Below are 22,640 nucleotides of genomic sequence, written 5' to 3' on the forward strand. Positions count from 1 at the left end.
CAGACATTTGTATGGCAGCCTTAAATTCTACTTTAATTAATGTTGTAGCTTTATTTTACATAAATTTTCTAATAAATCAAATATTTTATTCCGCGTATTTTTCTACACGTGCAATAGCTTTTTCTTTACCAATTAAACTAATGGCATTTGGTAGTTCTGGGCCATGCGTTTGACCTGTTGTCACAACACGGATTGGCATAAATAAGTTCTTCCCTTTATGACCTGTTTCTTTTTGTACCGCTTTAATAGCCGCTTTAATTGAATCTGCATCGAATGTTTCTAGCGCCTCTAGCTGTGCTTTGAATGCAGCCATTACTTCCGGTACTTGTTCTCCGGCTAGTACTTCGTTTGCCGCTTCATCATATTCAATTTCATCTTTGAAGAATAGCTCAGAAAGCTCAACGATTTCTGCACCGAAGCTCATTTGGTCGTGATACAGACCGATTAAATCAGAAGCCCAAGCTGCTTGTTCTTCTGTTAACTCAGCTGCTACTAAGCCTGCTTTTTGTAAATGTGGTAAAGCTAATGCCACTACGTCTTCACGAGATAGTTTTTTAATATATTGATTGTTCATCCATGTTAGTTTCGTTTTATCGAACATAGATGGTGATTTCGAAAGGCGTTTTTCATCAAATAATTTGATGAATTCTTCTTTCGAGAATATCTCTTCCTCACCTTCAGGAGACCAACCTAATAAACCGAAGAAATTGAACATTGCTTCCGGTAAATAACCTAAATCTTTATACTGTGCAACGAATTGGATAATGGATTCATCGCGTTTGGATAATTTCTTACGATCCTCATTGACGATTAGCGTCATATGACCGTACTCAGGATATTCCCAACCAAATGCATCAAAAATCATCATTTGTTTTGGTGTGTTTGATAAATGCTCCTCACCGCGGAAAACGTGTGAAATTTCCATAAAATGATCATCAAGCACTACTGCATAATTATATGTTGGAATACCATTTGCTTTTACAAGTACCCAATCACCAATATCTTTTGATTCGAATGTTACTTCACCACGAACTAAGTCTGTAAATTTATATGTTGTATCCGCTGGTACGCGCATGCGAATTGTGTACGCTTCACCCGCCGCTTCTTTTGCCGCTACTTCATCAGCAGTTAAATGACGGCATTTCCCATCATATGTCGGCGCTGCTACGCCTGACTCTTTTTGCGCTTCACGTGACGCCTCAAGCTCTTCAGACGTACAGAAACATTTATACGCTTTACCTTCTGTAAGTAAGCGCTCTGCATGCTCTTTATAAACATCTAAACGCTCCATTTGGCGGTACGGTGCATATGGGCCACCAATATCGATTGACTCATCAGGAATAATACCTAACCAACGTAAGTTATCAAGCTGCGATGCTTCGCCGCCTTCAACGTTACGCTCAATATCTGTATCCTCAATGCGCACTACGAAAGTACCGTCATGATGTTTTGCATATAAATAGTTGAACAATGCTGTACGTGCGCCACCAATATGTAAAAAACCTGTTGGAGACGGCGCGTAACGAACACGAACTTGTTTCGTCATAAGTAAAACCCTCCTAAAATTACGTCTGAAAAAAAATTTCCCGACCTAGTTAACTTCGTTCATTTTACCACTCTGCTTGAGAGAATAAAAGTGGCGCGTGTCAAGGAATTTCACACACGCCGCATTTACTTGCAGAGCGTCTGCGAACGTAAATACACTTTATTATTATTTTTTTATTAATAAAATTGTCGCCATTGCAGCAATGCCTTCTTCACGACCGACAAAACCTAATTTTTCTGTCGTTGTCGCTTTAACATTTACTTGTGATGGCTCTGCGTTTAATAATTCTGCAATACGGTTTTGCATTGGCTGAATATACGGCGCCATTTTTGGACGTTGCGCCATAATTGTACAGTCTACATTACCAAGTACATAACCGCGTTCCTCAACAATTTTCCAAATGTATGCTAGTAATTTCGCTGAATCCGCATCTTTCCATTCCGGATCTGTATCTGGGAAGTGACGACCAATATCACCCTCACCAATTGCTCCAAGTGCCGCGTCTGTTACTGTATGCAATAATACGTCAGCATCTGAATGTCCAATTAATCCACGCTCATATGGTATTTCAATGCCTCCAATAATTAGCGGACGCCCTTCTGCAAATTCATGTACGTCAAAACCTTGTCCTACTCGAAACATATGCTATTGCTACTTCAACATGTCTATTGAAGCAGCATTCACCTTCTTTCACTATAAATATTTTTCTGAATCATTACTTTACATTTTAGCATATTTCCTAGGAAATGGAGTTGTTAGCATCTACGGTGAACTCTATACTGGAATACAGTATATTCCGTCTATACGTAGAGCGTCCCACAGCTCCATATTATATAACCTAAAAAAGGCAATTCACTCAATGTTGTCGAATGAATTGCCTTAATAAATGGAGTTTCTTAAAGTTTCGATTAACCGCGCTGTCGCAAGATCGCTTCACCAAACACTAAGTCTTCTTTAGTCGTCATTTTTACATTCTCGTAACTACTTTCCACGATATGTACCGCATGACCAAGACGTTCGACTAACATCGCCTCATCCGTGCCAAGGAATCCAACTTTTTCTGCAACATCTTCTGCTTCATAAATAAGTTTAAATCGGAAAGCTTGGGGTGTTTGGATCATCCATAAGCTTTCACGATCAACCGTTTCCTCAATAATCCCATCACGTACTTTTTTCATCGTATCCTTTGCGCGAACACCCGCAATCGCTGCACCATGATCATGCGCACTTTGCACAAGATTGGCAATAATATCATGCGTAATAAACGGACGCGCCGCATCATGCACAAGTACTATATCGACTTGCTCCATTTCCTTCATGCAGGAATGCACTGAATGTTGCCGTTCTTCGCCCCCTGCCGGCAACCCTTTTACTTTTGTAATACCGTACTGAGTAAGCATCTCTTCAATCAACGGGCGCTCCTCTGGTCTTACTGCAAGCCAAATGCCTGTGCAGTTCGTATCCTGCTCAAATACCTCAAGTGTGTGTATTAGAATCGGTTTCTCTAATAGCTTTAAGAATAATTTATTTTGCCCTGCGCCCATACGCTTACCGCTTCCCGCTGCAGGTAAAACTACTTCATATCGCAATTACTTACTCACTTCCTACTCCTCTTTTGGCTTCGCGAAAATCATGCGACCTGCTGACGTTTGCAAGACACTTGTTACCGTCACTGTAATCGCCTGACCAATATAACCACGACCACCTTCTACAACTATCATTGTGCCATCATCCAAATATGCAACGCCTTGATTATGCTCTTTTCCATCTTTAATGACAACAACTTGCATATCTTCACCTGGAATAACGACCGGTTTGACCGCATTTGCAAGATCATTAATGTTGAGCACTTGTACATGGTGTAAGTCACATACTTTATTTAAATTAAAATCATTCGTTAATATTTGTGCGTTGCGCTTTTTCGCTAAACGAACAAGCTTTAAATCTACTTCATGTATATCGTCAAAATCATCATCTACAATTAATACTTGTGATTTGCGCTCATCTTGTAATCTCTTTAGGATATCTAAGCCACGACGCCCCCGTGTACGTTTTAACGTATCCGACGAATCGGCAATATGCTGTAGCTCCGTTAATACGAATTGCGGAACGATGAGAGCTCCTTCGATAAAGCCTGTTTCTGAAATATCAGCTATACGCCCATCAATAATTACGCTCGTATCCAGTAATTTAGAAAATGCGGCATCATCCTGCACAGAAGCTTTCTTTTTTTGGGCACTACCTTTAGATGAAAACATTAATAGCAGTTCCTCACGCTTTTTAAAGCCTAAACGGAAGCCTAAATAACCAAGCACAATAGATAGTAAAATAGGGACTGCTTCCGTCACAATCGATAATTGAATGCTCTCCACTGCAAAGCCAATAAAGTATGCAATAATTAAACCTACTATAAGCCCTAGCGTACCGAATAATAAATCTCCGGCAGGTAGCTTAAATAAAACGTCTTCCATCCACATAATAAAACGGACACAATAATCAGATAATAAAAATGATAGGACAAATAACAAGCTTGCGCCTAAAGCTACTGAAACAAAAGGATTGTCGAGCCAAGGATTAGATGATAAATGCATAAGTTCGTATAATGGCGGTAAAAAAATAAGACCTAACGCTCCCCCAATAAATAAAAATGCAACTTGAATTATTCTTTTCAGCATACACTTCACCTCCTACTAGTAATTATACATAGTTCTTTCATTCATTGCGACGCACAACCCCTTGTACTAAAAACAAAATTTATTCTAAATTAAAACAAAATACTCTATTTTAAAAGTATTTTTACTAAAAACAATACAAACTACTTATTGAAAATACAGTCGTCAATATTACGACATGCTACTCAAAAAAAAGTTCGTTTACGCACGAATTAATATACAACTATTATTCTTTATTAAGTAGCCCTATATCACGCTAATATAGGGCTTTTTTTTACAATTCGTTAAAACATGCTCGTAAAGAGTCGCCAATTGTTTCCACACCGACAACTTGAATACCAGACGGGAAATCCCAACCCCCAATATTGGATGCCGGAATAAAGGCGCGCTGGAAGCCAAGTTTTGCCGCTTCTTGCACACGTTGTTCAATACGTGATACACGGCGTACTTCTCCGGTTAACCCAACCTCACCAATAAAACAATCAGTTGCTCTTACTGCTTGATCTTTAAAGCTCGATACTATAGATGTTAAAACCGCTAAATCAATCGCTGGTTCATCTAGCTTTACACCACCAGCTACTTTAATATACGCATCTTGCGCTTGCAACATCATCCCCATACGTTTTTCAAGAACCGCCATTAATAATTGCACTCGGTTTTGGTCCACTCCGTTTGCCATACGCTTCGGATAATTAAAGCTTGTCGGCGTTATTAGCGATTGGATTTCTACTAAAATCGGACGGGTTCCTTCCATTGACGCAACAATCGTCGAACCCGCGGCCCCTTGTGAACGCTCTTGTAAAAATAGCTCTGAAGGATTTAATACTTCTTTTAAGCCCGCCTGTAGCATTTCAAAAATAGCAATTTCATTTGTCGAGCCAAAACGGTTTTTTTGACTACGTAAAATACGGTGATTATGATGGCGCTCTCCTTCAAAATATAGCACTGTATCGACCATATGCTCAAGTAAGCGCGGCCCCGCAATTTGCCCTTCTTTCGTAACATGCCCAACTAAAAAGATCGCGATATTTTTTGTTTTAGCAATACGCATTAACTCCGCTGTACATTCACGCACTTGCGAGACGCTCCCCGGCGCGCTTGTCACTTCTGGATGATGTACCGTTTGAATAGAGTCAACAACAACAAACTTCGGCTGTACCTCTTCAATCGTTTGATGTAAAAATTCTAGATTGGTCTCCGAGTATATGTACAGCTCTTGAGATTTTACACCGAGGCGCTCTGCACGCAATTTCGTCTGACGAATTGATTCTTCACCAGAAATATAGAGCACACGCTGACCTCTATTAGAAAGGAGCGCGGAAACTTGTAATAATAGCGTCGATTTCCCGATACCTGGATCACCACCAATAAGCACGAGTGAGCCAGCCACTATCCCTCCACCGAGCACACGATTTAGTTCACTCATTTCTGTGACAATACGTGCTTCTTCTGCCGTTTCAACATTCATAATTGGCACGGCCTTTTGCGTAGTAGCATTCGAGTGCTGAAACGCCCCTCGAGGACCTTTCGCGATGACTTCTGTTTCTTCGACCATCGTATTCCACTCGCCACAGCCCGGACAGCGCCCCATCCATTTTGCAGATTCGTAGCCACATGAGTTACAAGTAAATTTCGTTTTTTTCTTTGCCATATGTCCTCCAACGTTTTTCTTACCATTATAGCAAACGGCATATATGTTTCACACAGACACAAAAATGCCTGAGCATACAGCCCAGGCATTTCTTTTATACGTTTGCTTCTTGTTGCTGTTTTCCTCGAACTACAAACTCACCATCAACATAATCAAAGACAACAACTTCACCTGTTAATACTGTGCCTTTTAATAACTCTTCTGACAGGCGGTCTTCCACATGTTTTTGTAATGCGCGGCGAATTGGACGTGCGCCGTACTGTGGATCGTAACCTTCATCCGCAATTTTTTCTAGTGCAGCATCCGTTAGCTCTAATTCGATATTCTGCTCTTTTAGACGTTTCGTTAAAGAATTCGCCATCAATGTTACGATTTCTTTTAAGTGATCCTTTTCAAGAGAGTGGAACACAATCATTTCATCGATACGGTTTAAGAACTCTGGACGGAATGCCTTTTTCAGCTCTTCTAGCATTGTACCTTTCATATCTTTATGCTTTGAAGCTGCATCTCCCATACTGAAGCCTAGGTTCTTTTGATATTTTAGTGCATCTGCACCAACGTTTGATGTCATAATGACAACCGTGTTACGGAAATCTACAACACGACCTTTTGAATCTGTTAAACGCCCGTCTTCAAGTACCTGTAGTAAGATGTTAAACACATCTGGGTGCGCTTTTTCTATTTCATCTAGTAAAACAACAGAGTAAGGCTTGCGACGTACTTTTTCTGTAAGCTGACCACCTTCATCAAAACCTACATAACCTGGAGGGGCACCAACAAGTCGAGAAGTTGAGTGTTTTTCCATGTACTCAGACATATCGACACGAATCATTGCGTCCTCATCGCCAAACATCACTTCTGCTAACGCTCTTGCAAGTTCTGTTTTACCAACACCTGTAGGACCAAGGAAAATGAATGAGCCAATTGGACGTTTCGGATCCTTTAGCCCCGCACGCGCACGTCGAATGGCACGTGAAATTGCTTCTACCGCCTCACTTTGACCAACAACACGGTTATGCAATTGTTCTTCAAGGTTTAACAGCTTTGCAGATTCCTCTTGGGCAATTTTCGATACTGGAATTCCAGTCCACATCGACACGACTTTCGCAATATCATCGACTGTTACTTTTGATTCTGCTTTGCCTTGTGCCTCTTTCCATGCCTTTTTCGTTTGCTCTAGCTCTTCTTTTAGCTTTTGCTCAGAATCGCGTAGTGCTGCTGCTTTTTCAAATTCTTGACCTGATACAGCTGCGTTTTTCTCGGAACGAACGCCTTCTAAACGTACTTCTAATTCCTTTAAATTTGGTGGTATTGTAAATGATCGCAAGCGTACTTTTGAGCCTGCTTCATCGATTAAATCAATCGCTTTATCTGGTAAGAAACGGTCTGAAATGTAGCGGTCTGATAATTTCGCCGCTGCTTCAACTGCCTCGTCAGTAATTTTCACGCGATGATGTGCTTCGTAACGATCACGTAAACCATAAATAATTTGGATTGTTTCATCAATTGTCGGCTCATCTACTTGAATTGGTTGGAAGCGGCGCTCTAACGCAGCATCTTTCTCGATATATTTACGGTACTCATCTAACGTTGTCGCACCGATACATTGTAATTCACCTCGAGCGAGTGATGGTTTTAAAATATTGGAAGCATCAATCGCACCTTCCGCTCCACCTGCACCGATTAATGTATGCAATTCATCAATGAATAAAATAATATTACCTGCTTGACGAATTTCATCCATTACTTTTTTCAGGCGGTCCTCGAACTCACCACGATATTTTGTACCGGCTACAACAGTCCCCATATCGAGTGTCATTACACGTTTATCTCGTAGCGTTTCCGGCACTTCGTTGTTGACGATTTGCTGTGCTAAGCCTTCTGCAATCGCTGTCTTACCAACACCAGGCTCACCGATTAATACTGGGTTGTTTTTCGTACGGCGCGATAATACTTCTACAACGCGTGTAATTTCCTTAGAACGGCCAATAACTGGATCAAGTGTACCTTCACGAGCAATTGCTGTTAAATCACGAGCTAGACCGTCCAATGTAGGTGTATTTGCCGCTTGACTTGCCGCGCTACCGTTTTGGTTCGCATCATTATTACCGAGTAGTAACAAAACTTGTTGGCGTGCTTTATTTAAACTTACACCTGTATTCGCTAATACACGAGCAGCTACTCCTTCACCTTCACGAATAAGCGCTAATAAAATATGCTCTGTTCCAATATAAGAATGCCCTAGTTTGCGGGACTCGTCGACAGATAGCTCAATCACCTTTTTAGCACGTGGTGTATAATGAACAATCGGGCCAACATTTTCTGTTCCTTTGCCGACTAATTCCTCTACACCCGATTCAATCATTTGCGGGCTAATGTCGATTGCTTCTAAAGCCTTTGCTGCAATACCGCCCCCTTCACGAACGAGACCGAGTAAAATATGCTCTGTTCCGATTGAATCATGCTTCCAACGAATTGCTTCTTCTTGTGCTAGTTGTAACACCTTTTGCGCGCGTTGAGTAAATCGATTAAACATCATACGGTTTCTCTCCTTTTTCCCTTATAGTTAAACCTGCATTATGCAGTTTCTCTTGTAAGTATTTTGCACGGAAAATATCACGTTCCGTCGCATCTAACGGAATACCTGCGTACTGTTGAATAAAACCAGGCTGAATAAATACCATGCATTCATTTAAACAGTTTTGCGAGATATTATTAATTAAACCTAAATCGACTCCTAAACGGACATTGGATAAACAAGTGGCAGCCTCCTCACTCGTCAAAATACGGGCGTAAAGAAGTGTCCCCAGTGCCCTGTTTACCCTGTCATCTAATGTAACTTGTGCACGCTCCAATAGTTTTTTTCGGGAAGCGCGTTCTTTTTCAATAATTTGCTCAACGACCTTTTGCAGTTCATCTAAAATTTCCCGTTCTGACTTACCGAGTGTCACTTGATTGGATATTTGATATATATTACCTAAATTTTCGCTACCTTCTCCGTATATCCCTCTCACAACCATGCCTAGTCGTGTCATCATCTGAATGAGAACATTCATTTGCTTAGACATCGTAAGGGCTGGTAAGTGCATCATAATGGAAGCACGTAAGCCTGTTCCGACATTCGTTGGACAGCTTGTTAAATATCCGAATAGTTCATCGTAGGCATAGCTTAATTTCCCACCTAATAAATCATCAATTTTGCATGCCCGGTTGTATGTTTCAGCTATTTGTAAGCCAGGTGCTAAACATTGAATACGTATATGGTCTTCTTCATTTACCATCACACTTACGGATTCATCAGCTGACAAAAACACAGCAGCCGTTTGTTCATTTTTCGCTAAATACGGGCTAATCAAATGCTTTTCAACAAGTACTTGGCGCTCAAGTAATGAGATATCCTTCATTGGAAAATAGGAAAAGTTTGTTTGCTCCTGAACAGCAAGCAGCGTGTTCATTAGCTTTTCTTGTATTTTATTCGCTTCCTCTTCTGAAAAGCTAAGCGGAAAACGCATTCCAGTTAAATTTCTCGCTAATCTAACACGCGTTGTCATTACAATATCCGACGCGTCACCATGTTGTTCCATCCACCTTGCCGTTGAATGCTGCAGGAAGTGCTCGATATTCATACATCAACACTCCCAACATTTAATTTTTGCTGTAGCGCTTTAATATCATCACGCATTTTTGCCGCCTCTTCAAAGCGTTCTTCAGCAATCACATGCTGCATTTGTTGTCTAATCGTTTCAATTTGTGCTTGTAACTGCTCGGTACTTACGGCAGCTGATTTCCCTTTATGCGTTGTCCCTGCTTGTAAGCGACTTAGTACAGGTGGCAGTTGATCACGGAATGTGTTGTAGCAATCTGCACAGCCAAACTTTCCTTGCTTTAAGAAATGACGGTACGTGAAGCCACATGTTGGGCAAGTGCTTTGCGTCGTCTTTTTTTCTCCTGTTTGTGCAGCTTTCCACATTGGAACACCGAACCAGTTGGAAATAAGCTGATGTAATGCAACGGGCTCCTCTTGTATATCGGTCTGGAATGGATGGTATTTTGATGCACAAACTTCACAATAGTGATTTGCTATTGTCTGCCCGTTTTGAACTTTTGTTACTGTGACAGATGCATGCCTCTGCTTACAATGCTCACAAATCATGCGAATCACCCCACCTTACTTTTTGTCATATTTCAGCGTTAGTAACATTGCTTTTATTATATATGCACGAACTTCATCACGTAGAGGCAAGGGTAGTGCAAGGGTCGATCTACTAAAAGCGGCTAACATAAGCTTCGCCTCGCGTTTTGTAATGACCTCTTCATCAATTAATCGATATACCATATGCTCGGCTGCCTGCTGCGTTACTTCATCTCCCACTAGTTCGATCATGTCGTCAATCAACGCCGTTTTCGAATGGGCAGACACACGTAATATACGAATATAACCACCACCGCCGCGCTTACTCTCCACTAAATAACCACGTTCTGCAGTAAATCGTGTATTTATGACATAATTTATTTGAGAAGGAACGCATTGAAATTTATCTGCAAGTTCGCTACGTTTTATTTCAATATGCCCTTGTCCACCTAATTCGATAACTTGTTTCAAATAACCTTCAATGATGTCAGATATATTCCTCACTTTTGTCCTTCACCCCAATCTAACCACTGACTTTGACTATCTTTGACTTAATTATATAAAATGGTAAAAAAGAAATGCAATTAAAAACCCTCATAAAAGAAATGCGCAAGCGCCCTGCTTAGCCCTGACAGCTGCTTGCTGACCTGAATCGAAAGCATTTTTCCGGCTTTCAACCGAGGGGCAGAAGCGACCTCAAGGCGCCGGGCGCTTGAGCTAGACACTGCTCAAACTCCAGAAATTTATAATACTCTTCAAAAAAAAGCAAAACTCTCCACGCGGAAAGTTTTGCCGTTATTTTACATTTTTAAACTACATCCAGCGACCAACGATTGGATAATTCCAAGATGTCCCGTTTAATGCTTTGACAATACCGATAATCGGAACTACTAACAACATAATCGAGAACACGATTAAGAATGGAATGCCGATTAAAAAAATTGAGAAGAATGTTGAAATAACAACTAATAACCACATTACAAACTGGAATAGCAATGCCTGAATGGATAATCGTTTTACTTCATCCTCAGAGCTCATTAAAAAAAATAAAATGGGCACAAGCATAGGCGCAAAAAATGCACTTGCATGGATTATTACTTTTGACCATTTTGTATCCATATATCAACCTCTCCCGTTTTGTTTTTTATCTATACCACATATACGAAGTGCTCTAAAAAAAGATTCACTTAAAGAAAAAAATGCACCGATTTACCGGTACATTAGAATATAACAAAATAAATTATCTATACGGTCCTACATCATCCGGGTTATCACCCTCTTGTGGAAATAGGAAATACGAAATAATCGCGGCTAAAGCAGATGCGCCTAAAATAATTAAAAATTTATGCAATGACGGTACATCTTGATGAAAGTTAAATAGCATATACCCAGCTGATACCCCTACAATAACAGAAAGTGGAATAACAAATTTTAAACGACCTTTATAAAATTTCATCTTAAACTTCCTTTTCATAGTTTAATTGCTCTATTAATTCTAACATGGTTTAAAAATAAAACACAGACATAAACCTGACATTTACAATGGAAACATAATTAAACAAATATATTTAGAAAATACATGTAAATAAGATGAAAAAATAGTAAAATAGCAGTTGGACATATATAAGATTAAATAAACGGATGTGCTAGATAAGCTACGACAGAATGGAGAAAATAATGGTAAATTGGTTCACGAAGAAAGAGACGCATCAATCTAGTTTTTTTGAGACATCAAAGTATATTAACGATGTTCAGCTCGACGTATCAGAATATCCAAATATTACAAAACAACTTCAATTACTACAGCTAACAACAGAAGATTTAGCAATTCTTAAGCAACTACAGCCACTGACAGAAGACTTGATACCTCATATGGTAGATCAATTTTACGCGGCGATTAGTTTAAGTGAAACATTAATGGACATTATTCAAAGTACATCCCGCATTGATAAGTTGAAAATTACACTACATAAGCATTTAAGCGATCTTTTCATCGGCCATATAAACAATGCTTATATTGAGGAACGCAAAATGATCGCCCATACGCATGTACGTATTGGATTACAATCAAAATGGTATTTAGCATCCTTCCAATCGCTGATGACAACATTTATTTCATTCGTCAACGAGCTGGATTTATCGAAAAAAGACGCTACCAAAGCAATTAATGCCTTCTCAAAAGTCATTAACTTTGAACAGCAACTAGTAATTGAGGCTTATGAAAAAGAAGAGGACCGTATCCGTTTTGAGTCAGAAAAGGTTAAATCAACATTAGTTAGTACGATTCAAAGTACAGCGCAAGAATTAACAGCAATTAGCGAAGAAACATCTGCTTCTCTACAAGCCATATCCTTACAAACAGATGACATCGCTTCCGCAACCGATCAAGGATTATCATTTGTTGCCGAAACAGAAAACAAATCAACTGTAGGGAAAGAACATTTAGAAACACAAACTCACTTAATGAATACCATTTTAAATAGCGTCAATGTGCTTGAAACATCCATGTCAGCACTACGCGTATCTTCACAAAAAATATCAGATATCGTTGGACTTGTAACAGGCATTGCCGATCAAACAAATCTACTTGCACTCAATGCTTCAATCGAGGCAGCGCGTGCTGGCGAACATGGTAAAGGCTTTGCTGTTGTAGCAGATGAAGTACGAAAACTAGCAGAAGAAACTAAATCGGCCGTACAAAATGTTTCATATTTAATAAAAGAAACAGAAAATAATATTATGAGCATGGCTACCTCTGTTACTAGCGTTGATTCTCAAGTACAAATGACGGTCGAAACACAACACAACCTAGAAGAATCGTTTAACTCTATCGCAGAAGCGGTATTAGGAATTAAAGGTCAGTATATGAGTACTGCTGAAGATATTCACATGATTTCCAATTTAATAACTGAATTAACAGAGGGTGCTACAGTCGTTGCCTCATCTTCTGATTCATTATTAAATGTTGTTATTGAATTAACAGATTAATAAGGTTTATACCCGACAGGATACTTTTCACCTCGGCAAGAAAGTAGTTATACACTTTCGCCTATTGAATCGATGTGTCTTCCGGGGACGGATAATGCTTTGACACTTTTCCAACTCAAAAGCTTATATTTTCATAGCATTTAAAAAAGCTGAAGTTCGCAAATGAACTTCAGCTTTTCTTAATGAGACAACGCTCTCTTTGCTTTACGGTGCTCGCGGCGTTTCGGTCCTGTTTCAAATAATCGTTTTTCTGTTTCCGTTTCCGGATAGACGCCCGGAACTTCTACTGGTTTGCCTTCATCATCAATAGCAACCATTGTGACAAAGGATTCCGTAGTTAAACGTTCTTCCCCTGTTTTTAAATTACGTGACACGACGCGTACATACACTTCCATCGATGTACGTCCTGTGCAAGTCACAATCCCTTCAAGTTCTAGTACATCACCTGCATAAGCAGGGGATACAAAATCTACAGAATCAATTGAAGCAGTGACAACTTCGCCCTTTGCATGCTTCATTGAAGTAATAGCAGCAACCTCATCAATATATGCTAATACCCGCCCACCAAAAATAGAGCTATGGTGATTTGTATCGGGTGGTAACACAAGTCGTGTTTGAATTGTACGCGACTGACTCATTGGCACGGAATGGCCCATAATTACATACACTCCTTAAAAACTATCTTCCATTCATGTTACATTTCGGGACATGTAATTTCAAATGTTTTGCTAAAATAGTAGTTGCATACGTTATAGTGAAGTTTTTATTGTGATTAATTTCAAATCCGTCATTTCTTCAATCGCGTATTTTATACCTTCACGTCCGTAACCACTCATTTTCACTCCGCCATACGGCATATTATCTGTACGGAAAGTCGGTATATCATTAATAATAACCGCTCCCGCCTCTAACTCATCTGCCGCTCGCATCGCATCTGTTAGTATATTTGTATAAATTCCTGCATTTAACCCAAGCTCTGATTCATTCACAAGAGCGATCGCTTCATCAAGTGATTTGTACGGAACAAGGGATACGATTGGAGCAAATGTTTCTTGGCATACGACTTTCATATGTGCTCCCACATTTGTCATAACAGTCGGTGTACAAGTACGTTCAGTAAACTCAGCCCCCGTTGCAACAACGGCTCCTTGTGCTTTAGCTTCATCAATCCATTGCTTAATTCGTTCCACTTCATTAGGATGAATCATTGCACTAACATCCGTTGTGTTTTTTAACGGATCTCCGACTATTAACTTTTTCGTTTCCGTTACAAAGCTTTCGGCAAATTGCTCATAAATGGATTCATGTATATATATACGTTGCAATGATATACATACTTGTCCTGCAAAGCCAAACGCACCACTTACTGTACGACTAATAATCTTGTCAATTGGCGCTGATGGTTCTACGATGACGGCTGCATTTGAACCTAGCTCTAGCGTAATTTTTCGAAGCCCAATCTTTTCTTTAATTTTCAGCCCGACTGCACCACTTCCTGTAAATGTAACTTTTTTCACAAGTGGATGCGTTGTTAATGTATCGCTCAATTCCCCGCCTGAGCCCGTTACAATTTGCAGTGCGCCATCTGGCAATCCTGCTTCTTTAAAAATTTCAGCCATCACTAGCGCACTTAGAGGTGTTTGTGTTGCCGGCTTTAGCACGACGGTATTACCAACAGCAAAAGCAGGTCCAAGTTTATGTGCCACTAGATTAAACGGGAAATTGAAAGGCGTAATTGCACATACTACACCGAGTGGTACCCGCTTAGTAAAGCCGATTCGGTCTGTCGTTCCTGGTGCCGCATCCATTGGCACTGTTTCGCCCATCGATTGCTTCGCTGCCTCTGCTGAAAATTGATATGTAGCAATCGTACGGTCTATTTCAGCTAGTCCAGCTACTAATGGCTTTCCTGCTTCAAGCGCTAAAATTTCCGCAAATTCCTGTTTGCGCTCGCGCATAATCGCTACAACTTTATATAAAATTTCCGCGCGGTCATACGCAGTCGTTTTCTTAAACGTTTGAAATGCCGCGTGAGCTCCTTCAATTGCACGCTCCACGTCATTTATACTTGCCTTTGCTATTTGTGCAATGATTTCACCTGTATAAGGAGATGCTAAATTATACGTCCTCTCTACACTCTCCCATTTACCGTTGATCCATAATTTCGCATGTTGCATAAAAATAGCCTCCTTTTATATTTGATAAACTTATTATACGCTTCCTTTTTATACAAGTTTTAATATATGCTATATTTTAAGAATCCTATTAACGTACTAACGATTGTAATCGCGCTAAGTTTTTTTGCGCTTCGAGTAATGCGAGGGTCTACACGAACCCCTCAATAATTCGTCACACTTGTAAAATCATCTTAAAGATTATGAACAAAATATGTAAACATTACACCACTTCTCTTCGTAATATAGAAAGCAAAAGTATCATTTTTCACATAAAAAAACCCGCCCGCAAATTGCAGGCAGATTCATTACTAACTATTTAATTCTTTCTGTTCATCATCCGTAAATATACGTGACCTCGTTAAAAACCGTTTTCCTTCGACTCCTTCTAGAGAAAACATACCACCGCGCCCATCTACTACATCAATAATAAGCTGTGTATGCTTCCAGTAATCGAACTGATTTTTATGCATATAAAACGGTGCGCCACCAATTTCACCGAGCAGCACGTCTTGATTGCCTATAATGAGATCCCCTTCTGGGTAACACATCGGCGAAGATCCATCACAGCACCCGCCAGATTGATGGAACATAACGGGACCGTGACGCGCAACAAGTACGGCAATTAACTCTAATGCTGACTCCGTTGCTGTAACACGTTCAGCCATCCCCTGCACCTCCTAATGATTAGAAGAAGCCTAATTTATTTGGATTATAGCTCACGAGTAAGTTTTTCGTTTGCTGATAATGACTTAACATCATTTTATGATTTTCGCGTCCGACACCAGACATTTTATAGCCGCCGAATGCTGCATGTGCAGGATACGCATGGTAGCAATTTGTCCAAACACGTCCAGCTTGAATGCCTCGGCCAAAGCGATACGCCGTATTCATATCGCGCGTCCAAATACCTGACCCTAATCCATATAATGTGTCGTTCGCGATTTCTAATGCTTCCTCTTTCGTTTTAAATGTTGTTACCGCTACAACCGGACCAAAAATTTCCTCTTGGAAGATGCGCATTTTATTATGGCCTTTGAAAACAGTTGGTTTAATATAATAACCTTCTGCAAAATCGCCTTCTAATGCATTACGCTCTCCTCCTATTAAACATTCTGCCCCTTCTTGCTTACCGATATCTAAATAAGATAGAATTTTTTCCATTTGTTCTGTCGAAGCCTGTGCACCCATCATCGTATTCGGATCAAGTGGGTTACCCGTCGTAATCGCTTCAATCCGCTGTAATACACGTTCCATAAACGGCTCATAAATGGACTCTTGGATTAACGCACGGGAAGGACATGTACATACTTCCCCTTGATTCAATGCGAATAATACAAAACCTTCAACTGCTTTATCTAAAAGTTCATCATCTGCATCCATAATATCTTCAAAGAAAATATTTGGTGATTTTCCGCCTAATTCCAGCGTTACTGGAATTAAATTTTGTGAAGCGTATTGCATAATTAAGCGCCCCGTCGTTGTTTCACCAGTGAAGGCGATTTTTCCGATGCGCGGATTTGATGCAAGGGGTTTACCTGCTTCTAGACCGAAACCGTTTACAATATTAAGCACACCTGGTGGTAATAAATCCGCGATCAGCTCGACAAGTACCATAATTGATACAGGAGTCTGCTCTGCTGGCTTTAATACAACGCAGTTGCCTGCTGCTAAAGCCGGTGCTAGCTTCCATACCGCCATTAGGATCGGGAAGTTCCACGGGATAATTTGCCCAACAACACCAATCGGCTCATGGAAATGATACGCTACTGTATCATCATCAATTTGGCTTAATGCCCCTTCTTGTGCTCTAAGCGCTCCTGCAAAATAACGGAAATGATCAATTGCTAAAGGAATATCTGCATTTAATGTTTCACGTACTGCCTTACCATTCTCCCACGTTTCAGCTACCGCTAACATTTCAAGGTTCGCTTCCATACGGTCTGCAATTTTCAATAAAATATTGCTGCGTTCTGTAGCAGATGTATGACCCCATGCATCTTTTGCTGCATGCGCGGCATCAAGTGCTAGTTCAATATCTTCTTCGGTAGAACGGGCTGCTTGCGTAAATACTTGTCCTGTTACCGGCGTTACATTGTCAAAATACTGACCTTTTACTGGCGGTGTCCATTTACCACCAATGTAGTTGTCATAACGCTCCTTAAACTCTACTACTGCCCCTGCTGTGTTTGGAAATGCATAAACCATTAATATTCTCCCCCTTGCATGAAATGTGTGTTGATCATACCCATACACAAAGCTGCCACTGCTACTAGAAGAAAGGTATTTCTATTATTATATTGTCAGAAAACAAGATTTATTTCAAATTATATAATTCAGTTTTCTAAATTTACTGAATTTATTTAATTTCCGCTTATTGCACGGAGTTTCGGGTAAAATTATGAAATGAGCGTTATTTAAGGAGGCTGTTGTTTTGAAGAGGATATTATTAACGGCTTTATGCGCGTTTTCTTTCTTTTTATTTGTAGGAAAAACCGCTGAGGCCAAGCAAACGACCATTGAGATTTCACAAGATACTGTAGCTCGCTTACATTTACAGCATGAACCAATAAAATATATTACGCTTTATAAAGGGCAGCATTTTGTAGCTACAAAAGGTGAGGATATATGGGAAATACAGATCGGTAATGGTATGGTATCAATTGCATCTCACTTTGCAGTTGCTTCAAATGCAGCGATTTCAAATGCACGAATACTTAATAAAGTAGAAATTAATACGGTGAATTTTGCGAATGTTTACCCGAAGCATGAAAAGAAAGGCAAGCCGATTGCGACAATCGCTAAAGATATGCGCATTAGCTCTAATGGGCGTAAAGGCGATTTTTATGAGGTGATTATCGGTGGTAGAAAAGGGTATATCCATTTCAAGGATGTTGAACTCGACAAAGGTGTGCCGGTATTAATTTATCACCATTTTGTTAAAGATCAAAAAAAGACAGCTTTTCATAATAATTTATCAGTGTATGATATCGATTTATTTGAACAGCAAATGCAGTATTTAAAACAAAATGGCTTCACGACAATTACTCTCCAAGATTTCGACTTATGGACACAGCGCAAGCAAAACTTACCTGCAAAAGCTGTCGTGCTAACATTTGATGATGGTAATTTATCTATACCGCATCTTGTGTATCCTATATTAAAACAATATAATATGCGCGGTGCTTCATTCATTATTGGCGATCGTGTAAAAGAAGACGCACCCGAATTTGAAATGCTAAAAGTTCAATTTGCTGGCTTAAAAGAATTAGCAATGATTTCAGATATTATCGATTTAGAGCATCACACATATGCATTGCACCGATTCAATTACGACACTGGTCGAGGCTATTTACAAGATACGAAGTTAAATGATTTGCGTCGAGATTTCCAACATACAACGGAAATTATTCAACGAGCAAATCCAGCAGCAAATCCAAAATATTTAGCTTATCCGTATGGAAAGTATTCTAAAAATCAAGAAATCGCGATAATCGATAGTGGTGTATCACTCGCCTTTTTAAATAAAGGCGGAAAAGCGAAAATTAATAGCCCGCGCCTTTACGTTCCGCGCGTGCCTATTCAAGCGACTACAACATTGGCCCAGTTTAAACAGCTCGTCAATAACTAAACAACTGTGTATGATCACACAATTGAATGATTCGAAATGAAGGTGAAAAATATGCGCATAAATAAATATTTAGCAGAAGCAGGCATCGTATCACGTCGCGGTGCTGATAAATGGATTGAAGAAGGAAAAATAACGATTAACGGCGAGCCGGCAACAATCGGCAGCCGCGTAGAAGAAGGCGACGTCGTTTGTGTAGACGGCAAGCCTGTCACAAAAGAAGAACAGCTCGTGTATATCGTACTGAACAAACCAGTCGGCATTACTAGCACAACAGAAAGACATATTAAAGGGAATGTTGTGGATTTCATCAATCATCCACTACGCATTTTTCACATTGGTCGTTTAGATAAAGACTCTGAAGGATTATTACTACTAACTAATGACGGTGATATCGTCAACGAAATATTACGTGCTGAGAACCATCACGAAAAAGAATATGTAGTACAAGTCGATAAACCGATTACAGATCAATTTTTGCGTGATATGAGTGCAGGTGTAGAAATTTTAGATACGAAAACACTCCCTTGCCGCGTCGAAAAAGTATCAAATACTGTCTTCAAAATTATTTTAGAGCAAGGGCTTAATCGCCAAATTCGCCGGATGTGTTCAGCATTAGGCTACTCAGTAAAACGCCTACAACGTATTCGCATTATGAATATCCATATAGGCAATTTAAAAGTAGGTCAATGGCGAGACTTAACAGATAAAGAACGCAACGACCTATTTAAGCTTTTAAACTACAAACAACACTAAATAGCATTTATTCTTCCCGCGCGACAACAGAAAAACGAACCGCAAAGAAAGATAGCGGTTCGTTTTTCATATGCTTATAGCCAGATTGTCGCCTTAATCTAATGTCTCGTACGCCATTTTGCGAATAACTGCCTCATGCTGCGGATAATCCTTCAGTAGCTCATCCTGCGTAAACAGCTCAAAATCAGCAAAATCAAAACCAGGTGCTACCATGCAGCCTACTAAACTAAACGTGTTAGCCTCATCAACAGAAGAACCGAAAATTGTATGCTTCGGTACTAATATTTGAGGCATTTCTCCATTATCTATATTAAGACCTAATTTTTTCGCTTCATATGTCCCATCCGGATAAATCATATGTACCGTTAAGGGACTGCCACCGTGATAATACCAAAGCTCATCTGATTGTAGACGGTGGAGATGCGAAATGTCTTCTGAACGTAGTAAGAAATAAATACTTGTATACAACGGTCTTAACACATTACGTGTTGTCATTTCCTCTGTTCCAGCAAACGTTGATTTATAGTACCCTCCTTCCGGATGTGCTTCCAAATTCATTTTTTCAATATAAAACTCAGCGGTATGCGCCATAGTAAATCACTCCTCACGTTCCACCTTATCGAAAAAAAAGCTACATCGCAAGGTCTACAAGTTAACTCATATACATTATAATCCACCAAGATATGCCGCTTTTACTTCATCACGTTCCTGTAATTCTTTCGCTGTGCCCGACAGAACGATTTTCCCCGTTTCGAGTACGTACGCACGATGCGCAACAGATAGTGCCATATTCGCATTTTGCTCAACTAACAGAACCGTTGCGCCCTCTTTGTTAACCATTTCGATAATATTGAATATATTTTTGACCATAAGTGGTGCAAGGCCCATTGACGGCTCATCCATTAATAGCAACTTCGGTTTCGCCATTAATGCACGCCCCATCGCTAACATCTGTTGCTCACCGCCAGATAGTGTACCTGATTGTTGCTTGCGGCGTTCAAACAGCCGTGGAAACAATTCATACACGTGCTCCATATCCTTTTTAATCCCGTCATGATCTTTGCGCAAATACGCCCCAAGCTGTAAATTTTCCTCAGCGCTCATATTAGCAAATACGCGCCGTCCTTCTGGCACATGCGAAATACCTGCTTTTACGATAGATTGAGCAGCCTTGCCATCAATATTAGAGCCTAAATATTCAATGGACCCTTTTTTCGGTTTAAGTAGACCCGATAACGTTTTAAGTAATGTACTTTTTCCTGCACCATTTGCTCCTATTAAAGTAACAATCTCACCTTCATTTACTTCTAAGGAGATCCCTTTTAAAACTTGAATATGCCCGTAGTATACGTCGATATCATTTACTTTTAGCATATTAATCCGCCACCTCCTCCCCTAAATACGCTTCAATTACTTTCGGGTTTGCCCGGATTTCTGCTGGCGTACCATCCGCAATTAGTTGCCCGTGGTCTAGCACATAAATACGTTCACAGATCCCCATAACTAGCTGCATATCATGCTCAATTAATAAAATGGTTAAGTTGAATTCCTTTCGAATAAATGCAATTAACCGCATTAATTCATGTGTTTCTTGAGGGTTCATTCCCGCTGCTGGTTCATCTAGTAACAGCAATTTTGGCCCCGCAGCAAGTGCACGCGCAATTTCTAGACGACGCTGCATGCCGTACGGTAAATTTTTCGCAAGCTCATCTTTATAAATGTCTAAGCCGAAAATTTTCAAGAACGCTAAAGATTGCTGTTCCATTTTCTCTTCACCGTTGAAATGCTTTCGTAAGCGAAGGATGGAAGTTAGAATATTATGATTCGCTAGTGAGTGGTTTGCTACTTTTACGTTATCTAAAACCGATAACTCTTTAAATAAACGTATATTTTGAAACGTGCGACTAATACCGCCGCGCGTTACTTTATATGGACTAAGGCCTTGTATTTGTTTCCCGTTGAACGTAATTGTCCCCTCAGTCGGCGCGTATACACCCGTTAACATATTAAACGCCGTCGTTTTCCCGGCACCATTTGGACCGATTAAGCCAATCAATTCTCCTCGATTCATATACATATTGACGTTTTGTACCGCTTTTAAGCCGCCAAATTGAATCCCTAAGTTTTCAACATTAAGAAGAGTACTCATGCTTTCGTAACTCCTTTTTTACTGAACTTGAATAAATCCGTCATTTCTTTCGTACCCATTAAACCGGTAGGACGGTAAAGCATTACTAAAATTAAAACAAGCGAATATATAATCATTCGTGTTTCAGGGAAGCCTTGTAAATACGTTGAAACGATTGTTAAGAAAATCGCCGCAATGACAGAACCTGAAAGACTTCCTAAGCCACCAAGTACAACGATTATTAAAATATCAAATGATTTTAGAAAACCGAAAGTTGTAGGTTGAATAAAATAAAAGTTATGCGCGTAAATTGCACCTGCAAGCCCAGCAAAGAACGAACCAATCGCAAACGCCACAACTTTATAGTAAGTTGTGTTAATCCCCATCGAATCAGCGGCAATTTCGTCTTCTCGAATCGAAATACACGCACGACCGTGGCGAGAATTCGTAAAGTTTGAGATGACTAAAATAGTGATCGCTACGCCAACGAACGCATATGTCCAGTTTGTTTGGTAATCCACTAGCATCCCAGCTGCACCGCCAACATAATCAATATTCAAGAAAATAATACGGATAATTTCAGCAAAACCAAGTGTCGCAATGGCTAAATAGTCTCCTTTTAGACGCAGCGTTGGAATCCCTACGAGTAAACCCGCAAGCATTGCTACAGCTGAACCTGCTAAAATGGCTATTGGAAACGGCATGCCTAGATTCATTGTAAATATTCCAGAAATGTACGCCCCTACTGCTAAGAAACCCGCGTGACCAATTGAGAACTGACCCGTAATTCCGATAACGATATGCAGGCTGACCGCAAGCATAATGTTAATACACATCGTAATTAGCATGTTTTGATAGTATAAATTAAGCGCACCGGTAGAAATCAAAACTTGCACAACTACATAGAGTACAAGCGCTATAACTGCATAGCCCCAAAAAACTTTAGACTTTTTCATACAGCCCAC

At 40.0% G+C, this 22,640-nt stretch carries 22 protein-coding genes and 1 pseudogene; 4 read left to right on the forward strand and 19 right to left on the reverse strand.

Going from position 1 to position 22,640, the window contains the following annotated elements:
• Positions 1-85 precede the first annotated feature (85 nt).
• The 11 genes from gltX to AAFN87_RS17950 form a co-directional block, all read right to left on the reverse strand.
• Entirely contained in the window at positions 86-1,546 is a 1,461-nt protein-coding gene (gene gltX, locus AAFN87_RS17900) for a glutamate--tRNA ligase (protein ID WP_347792420.1), read from the reverse strand.
• A gap of 165 nt (positions 1,547-1,711) precedes the next feature.
• Positions 1,712-2,188: a 2-C-methyl-D-erythritol 2,4-cyclodiphosphate synthase gene (ispF, locus tag AAFN87_RS17905; protein WP_347792421.1), complete on the reverse strand. Its 477-nt coding sequence runs from the start codon at positions 2,186-2,188 to the stop codon at positions 1,712-1,714.
• 266 nt (positions 2,189-2,454) lie between these two features.
• The gene (gene ispD / locus AAFN87_RS17910) at positions 2,455-3,135 is read right to left on the reverse strand and encodes a 2-C-methyl-D-erythritol 4-phosphate cytidylyltransferase (protein WP_347792422.1); all 681 of its coding nucleotides are present in this window, start codon (positions 3,133-3,135) and stop codon (positions 2,455-2,457) included.
• A gap of 15 nt (positions 3,136-3,150) precedes the next feature.
• The gene (locus tag AAFN87_RS17915) at positions 3,151-4,221 is read right to left on the reverse strand and encodes a PIN/TRAM domain-containing protein (protein WP_347792423.1); all 1,071 of its coding nucleotides are present in this window, start codon (positions 4,219-4,221) and stop codon (positions 3,151-3,153) included.
• Between the two features lie 271 nt (positions 4,222-4,492).
• A complete protein-coding gene (gene radA, locus AAFN87_RS17920) occupies positions 4,493-5,869 on the reverse strand; it encodes a DNA repair protein RadA (protein WP_347792424.1) in 1,377 nt (458 codons plus the stop codon).
• Between the two features lie 94 nt (positions 5,870-5,963).
• Positions 5,964-8,408: an ATP-dependent Clp protease ATP-binding subunit gene (locus tag AAFN87_RS17925; protein ID WP_347792425.1), complete on the reverse strand. Its 2,445-nt coding sequence runs from the start codon at positions 8,406-8,408 to the stop codon at positions 5,964-5,966.
• Positions 8,398-9,495, reverse strand: a complete 1,098-nt coding sequence (mcsB, locus tag AAFN87_RS17930; RefSeq protein WP_347792426.1) for a protein-arginine kinase McsB — start codon at positions 9,493-9,495, stop codon at positions 8,398-8,400. Before mcsB ends, AAFN87_RS17925 begins: the two co-directional genes overlap by 11 nt.
• Entirely contained in the window at positions 9,492-10,022 is a 531-nt protein-coding gene (locus tag AAFN87_RS17935) for a UvrB/UvrC motif-containing protein (protein WP_347792427.1), read from the reverse strand. The genes mcsB and AAFN87_RS17935 overlap by 4 nt, the downstream gene beginning before the upstream one ends.
• Before the next feature lie 15 nt (positions 10,023-10,037).
• Positions 10,038-10,505 (reverse strand): CtsR family transcriptional regulator, encoded by a 468-nt coding sequence (locus AAFN87_RS17940; protein WP_347792428.1) that lies wholly within the window; start codon positions 10,503-10,505, stop codon positions 10,038-10,040.
• A gap of 309 nt (positions 10,506-10,814) precedes the next feature.
• Entirely contained in the window at positions 10,815-11,120 is a 306-nt protein-coding gene (locus tag AAFN87_RS17945; RefSeq protein WP_347792429.1) for a magnetosome magnetite crystal formation protein family, read from the reverse strand.
• A 121-nt stretch (positions 11,121-11,241) separates the two neighbouring features.
• Positions 11,242-11,457 (reverse strand): acyltransferase, encoded by a 216-nt coding sequence (locus AAFN87_RS17950; protein ID WP_347792430.1) that lies wholly within the window; start codon positions 11,455-11,457, stop codon positions 11,242-11,244.
• 221 nt (positions 11,458-11,678) lie between these two features.
• On the opposite strand from AAFN87_RS17950, the pseudogene AAFN87_RS20095 reads away from it, so the two are divergent.
• Positions 11,679-12,224, forward strand: a pseudogene (locus AAFN87_RS20095) (protoglobin family protein); the annotation flags it as partial.
• A 240-nt stretch (positions 12,225-12,464) separates the two neighbouring features.
• Entirely contained in the window at positions 12,465-12,989 is a 525-nt protein-coding gene (locus AAFN87_RS20100) for a methyl-accepting chemotaxis protein (RefSeq protein WP_481886496.1), read from the forward strand.
• Between the two features lie 179 nt (positions 12,990-13,168).
• Here AAFN87_RS20100 and AAFN87_RS17960 read toward each other — a convergent pair whose 3' ends face one another.
• The 4 genes from AAFN87_RS17960 to adh all read right to left on the reverse strand — a co-directional run bounded on the left by AAFN87_RS17960 (position 13,169) and on the right by adh (position 17,371).
• On the reverse strand, positions 13,169-13,645 hold the full coding sequence (locus tag AAFN87_RS17960) for an acyl-CoA thioesterase (protein ID WP_347792432.1): 477 nt from the start codon (positions 13,643-13,645) through the stop codon (positions 13,169-13,171).
• 93 nt (positions 13,646-13,738) lie between these two features.
• Positions 13,739-15,166 (reverse strand): aldehyde dehydrogenase family protein, encoded by a 1,428-nt coding sequence (locus AAFN87_RS17965; protein ID WP_347792433.1) that lies wholly within the window; start codon positions 15,164-15,166, stop codon positions 13,739-13,741.
• A gap of 308 nt (positions 15,167-15,474) precedes the next feature.
• Complete coding sequence (locus tag AAFN87_RS17970) at positions 15,475-15,831, reverse strand: DUF779 domain-containing protein (RefSeq protein ID WP_347792434.1); 357 nt, start codon at positions 15,829-15,831, stop codon at positions 15,475-15,477.
• Positions 15,832-15,850: 19 nt separating this feature from the next.
• Positions 15,851-17,371, reverse strand: coding sequence for an aldehyde dehydrogenase (gene adh / locus AAFN87_RS17975; protein ID WP_347792435.1), 1,521 nt, complete (start codon positions 17,369-17,371; stop codon positions 15,851-15,853).
• A 226-nt stretch (positions 17,372-17,597) separates the two neighbouring features.
• Here adh and AAFN87_RS17980 point away from each other — a divergent pair, with 226 nt between their 5' ends.
• Positions 17,598-18,794, forward strand: a complete 1,197-nt coding sequence (locus tag AAFN87_RS17980; protein ID WP_347792436.1) for a polysaccharide deacetylase family protein — start codon at positions 17,598-17,600, stop codon at positions 18,792-18,794.
• 51 nt (positions 18,795-18,845) lie between these two features.
• The gene (rluF, locus tag AAFN87_RS17985; RefSeq protein ID WP_347792437.1) at positions 18,846-19,547 is read left to right on the forward strand and encodes a 23S rRNA pseudouridine(2604) synthase RluF; all 702 of its coding nucleotides are present in this window, start codon (positions 18,846-18,848) and stop codon (positions 19,545-19,547) included.
• A gap of 93 nt (positions 19,548-19,640) precedes the next feature.
• Here the strand turns inward: rluF and AAFN87_RS17990 are convergent, their stop codons facing one another.
• The 4 genes from AAFN87_RS17990 to AAFN87_RS18005 form a co-directional block, all read right to left on the reverse strand.
• Positions 19,641-20,138 (reverse strand): cupin domain-containing protein, encoded by a 498-nt coding sequence (locus AAFN87_RS17990; RefSeq protein WP_347792438.1) that lies wholly within the window; start codon positions 20,136-20,138, stop codon positions 19,641-19,643.
• A 75-nt stretch (positions 20,139-20,213) separates the two neighbouring features.
• Positions 20,214-20,921, reverse strand: coding sequence for an ABC transporter ATP-binding protein (locus AAFN87_RS17995; RefSeq protein WP_347792439.1), 708 nt, complete (start codon positions 20,919-20,921; stop codon positions 20,214-20,216).
• Position 20,922: 1 nt separating this feature from the next.
• Positions 20,923-21,696 carry an ABC transporter ATP-binding protein gene (locus tag AAFN87_RS18000; protein ID WP_347792440.1) on the reverse strand — a complete coding sequence of 258 codons (774 nt, stop codon included), beginning with the start codon at positions 21,694-21,696 and terminating at the stop codon, positions 20,923-20,925.
• Positions 21,693-22,631 (reverse strand): branched-chain amino acid ABC transporter permease, encoded by a 939-nt coding sequence (locus AAFN87_RS18005; RefSeq protein ID WP_347792441.1) that lies wholly within the window; start codon positions 22,629-22,631, stop codon positions 21,693-21,695. The genes AAFN87_RS18000 and AAFN87_RS18005 overlap by 4 nt, the downstream gene beginning before the upstream one ends.
• Positions 22,632-22,640: the final 9 nt, after the last annotated feature.

The organism is Solibacillus sp. CAU 1738 (genome assembly GCF_039888725.1).
Classification (GTDB): Bacteria; Bacillota; Bacilli; order Bacillales_A; family Planococcaceae; genus Metasolibacillus.